Source organism: Thalassorhabdomicrobium marinisediminis (assembly GCF_003072065.1).
In the GTDB taxonomy this organism is placed as follows: domain Bacteria; phylum Pseudomonadota; class Alphaproteobacteria; order Rhodobacterales; family Rhodobacteraceae; genus Octadecabacter; species Octadecabacter marinisediminis.
The window spans coordinates 1-3,471 of record NZ_QCYG01000017.1; the positions used below are offsets into that span (position 1 = coordinate 1).

The 3,471-nt window shown below is 62.3% G+C and carries 3 protein-coding genes; 2 read left to right on the plus strand and 1 reads right to left on the minus strand.

Going from position 1 to position 3,471, the window contains the following annotated elements; genetic code table 11:
• Positions 1-1,229 (minus strand): WcaI family glycosyltransferase (locus tag DC363_RS16520; RefSeq protein ID WP_108642261.1); only part of this gene is annotated, 1,229 nt, incomplete at its 3' end.
• A gap of 347 nt (positions 1,230-1,576) precedes the next feature.
• Here DC363_RS16520 and fcl point away from each other — a divergent pair.
• On the plus strand, positions 1,577-2,554 hold the full coding sequence (fcl, locus tag DC363_RS16525) for a GDP-L-fucose synthase (protein WP_108642262.1): 978 nt from the start codon (positions 1,577-1,579) through the stop codon (positions 2,552-2,554).
• Between the two features lie 638 nt (positions 2,555-3,192).
• Positions 3,193-3,471 (plus strand): plasmid mobilization protein (locus tag DC363_RS16530; protein WP_422396419.1); only part of this gene is annotated, 279 nt, incomplete at its 3' end.

The following is a 3,471-nucleotide window of genomic DNA, read 5'->3' on the forward strand; positions in this document are numbered from 1 at the left end:
GCGGGGGCTGAGATCAGCGCCTTCGCGGCCGCGAGGAAACGGTCAAGGATCGCGGGTTTGTTCCAGCGGTCCAGCGCGCGGCTGCGCGCCTGTCGGGACAGGCGGGCGTGGCGCTCGGGGTCTTGCAAAAGCTCGGTCAGGGCCGCTGCAAGGGCCGGGGCATCGCCGGGGGGCGTGATCACGCCCGCGCCCTCGACCTCGGCCGCAAGGGCGGTGTCGCGGGTCACCGTGGCGATGACCGGCCGGCCCGAGGCGAGCATGTTCGTCAGCTTCGAGGGCAACAGCAGATCCGATACACCTTCGATCTGCGGCAGCAGGTGCACATCGGCCAGCCCCAGCGTCTCCGAAAAGTGCTCGATCGGCTGCAGGGGGGCGAACCGCACGTTGGGCAGATCCGCCGCCTGCGCCTTGAGCGTGTCCAGCAGCGGCCCCTGACCGCAAATCAGGAAGGTCAGATCGTCCCGGTCGTGCAGCAGACGCGCGGCCTGGGGGATGATCTCGATCCCCTGTTTCGCCGCGACATTGCCGGAATAAAGCGCGACATAGCGGGTGGTGATCCCGAGCCGGTCGCGGGCGGGGTTGGGGCCGGTGACCACATCGACGTGATCGAGATTGGCCCAGTTGCGCAGCTCGAAGGTGCGGGTCGGGTCCACGCCCTTGGCGACCAGTTTGCGCACCATCGGGGCCGAGATCGAGCTCACCCGGTCGCAGCGCCGCAGCATCCACCCCTCAAAGGCGCGGGCGGCGCGGCCGATCCGGCTGTCGGGGGAAAAGGCCCCGGTGGCAAAGCCCGCCTCAACCTCGAAATCCTGCACGTGCACCCAGAGCTTCGCGCCGCTCAGCCGGGCGCTGACCCAGCCGGCCACCGCCGACACCAGCGAGGGCGCGACGACGAAAACCACATCGGGGCGCCGGGTAAGCGCGCGCCACAACATCGGCGGAAAGGCCGCCAGCGTGAAAGTGGCGTAGTGCAGCAGACGGGATTTGCCGGTGGGTTTGCGCGGCACATAGAGCGGGCAATGCACCACATTGATGCCGTTGCGCTGTTCGCGCTTGTATTGGTATTTCGGCCAGCCTTCCATCACCTCCCACGCGGGGAAATAGGGCTGCGCGGTGACGACGTTCACCTCATGCCCCGCGCGGGACAGATATTCGGCCATATCCGTGGTATAAACGGCCGTGGAAATGAGTTCGGGCGCGTAATTGATGCCCAATATCTGAAATTTCATGTCTCGGCCGTTAAACTCTGTTTCAGTAACACCCGCTGGGCAAATGCCCGAAGGGTCCCTCAAATCGCAGTGTGGCTGGCCCCGAAGGGCCTTTGAAATCTGACGCCACGGGGGCGGTGCATGGAATCGGTTTGCCGTCCCGCGGGGGCGGCATTTGAAAGCACCCGTGCTCTTTAACCTTTCAAAAGCGAAACGGGAAGGGCAGATGCGCAATTCGACCGCAAATCGGGGCAGGGCGCGTGATCTTGGCTTGGCACGGACCGCTGCACCCGTGTATGCCCGCGCTCGAACGCGGGTACAGCACGGCGGGCACAGCGCGCCGGACACAGCACGAAGGACAGGATATGATGCGGAAAATCTATGTGGCAGGCCATCGGGGCATGGTCGGATCGGCGATCCTGCGCAAGCTCGAAGCCCGCAAAGCCGCCGGAGAAGCACTTGACCTTGTGGTGCGCAGCTCCTCCGAGCTGGACCTGACGGACCAGGCGGCGGTGCAGGATTTCATGGCGCGGGAACGCCCCGATGAGGTGATCCTCGCCGCGGCGAAAGTCGGCGGTATTGTCGCCAACAACAGTTATCCGGCGGATTTCATTTATCAAAACCTGATGATTGAATGCAATGTCATCCACAGCGCTCACCGCATTGGGGTCACAAAACTTCTGCAACTCGGCTCGTCGTGCATTTACCCGCGCGAGGCCGCACAGCCGATGGCCGAGGCCGCGCTGCTCACCGGCACGCTGGAGCCCACCAATGAGCCCTATGCCATTGCCAAGATCGCCGGAATCAAATTGTGCGAGAGTTACAATCGGCAATACGGCGTCGATTACCGCTCAGTGATGCCGACCAATCTTTACGGGCCCGGCGACAATTTCCACCCCGAGAACTCCCACGTCCTCCCCGCGCTCATGCGAAGGTTCCACGCGGCGAAACGCGACGGGGGCGAGACGGTGACGATCTGGGGCTCGGGCACGCCGCGGCGCGAATTCCTGCACGTGGAGGACATGGCCGAAGCCTCGCTCTTCGTCCACAACCTTGCGCCCGAGCGGTATCAGGCCGCCGTCAGCCCGATGCTCAGCCACATCAACGTGGGCTGCGGCGAGGATGTCTCGATCCGCGAGCTGGCCGAAATGGTCGCGACCGTGGTGGGCTTTGAGGGCACGCTGGCCTTCGACACCAGCAAACCCGACGGCGCCCCGCGCAAGCTGATGGACGTGTCCCGCCTGACCGACCTCGGCTGGCAAGCCCGCATCGCCCTCATCGACGGCATCACCCAAACCTACGACTGGTTCCTCTCACGCGAAGCCGACGCCCTGCGGGAACGGTAGGACGGCGAGAGCGGCGGCGCGGGCTGGGAATAGAGATCGGACGCAACCCGATCATCTGAGTGGGCGGTCATCGATAACCCGTTCTTGGCAGCCATCCACGCGACATTCAGCTGGCCGAGTGATGATCTTAAAGGCGGCGAGTTTTCGGCGAAGATGTAGTCGCCGATTGGTAGGCGAGAGATGCCGCTTGCGCCGATCTGGCTGCAGTCGTGTGGGTGTCCGAACATGGGTTGGCTACCAGATCCGAGACGGGGGGTGCTGTCTCGAGTTGGCGGTACAAAGTAGCGTCCGCTGGAAGATCAGTGTTCCTACGCCAAACAAGTAAGTTTGGTTGGCCGGCAAGCGAACAGTAGGGCAGTTGAAATGTTTCGCCGACCCCACAAGCAGTTCGCACGACATATGAGCAGATAGAATAAATCGAAAAACAAACTCGCAAACCACGTGTCCTGCTTCCCCTTCCCATGTTTCTCGCTGACCTGACCCTCTCAAACAGCCAGTAAAACTTAATCGATGAGGGTCTTATCCACCGAAATCGTTTTTGCACACCAGATTATCGGTTTGGCCTTTCTCAGCGCTCTCGTACAACTTGATCATCAAGGCTCCTCACGTGGGCCCAAATATCTGGAGCGAAATAAATATTGGCAAATTCGAATCATAATAAATCGAAGCTGATCAAGGTCTACATGACGGCAGCCGAGCAAGCCGTCATCCAGGAGAAAGCGGCGAAGGCAGGGCAGGGGGTGTCCGGCTATATGCTTGACGCCGGCTTGCGCCGCGGCATTCCGCTCTCGCATGACACGGGGCTGCAGATTGTGCGGCTGGCGGAGCGAACGTTGGGCCGCATCGAAGAGATTGCCGCTATGGCCCAGGACGACGTTGATGGCTGCCTGATCCTTGCGAAGCTCGAGCAGCTTTGT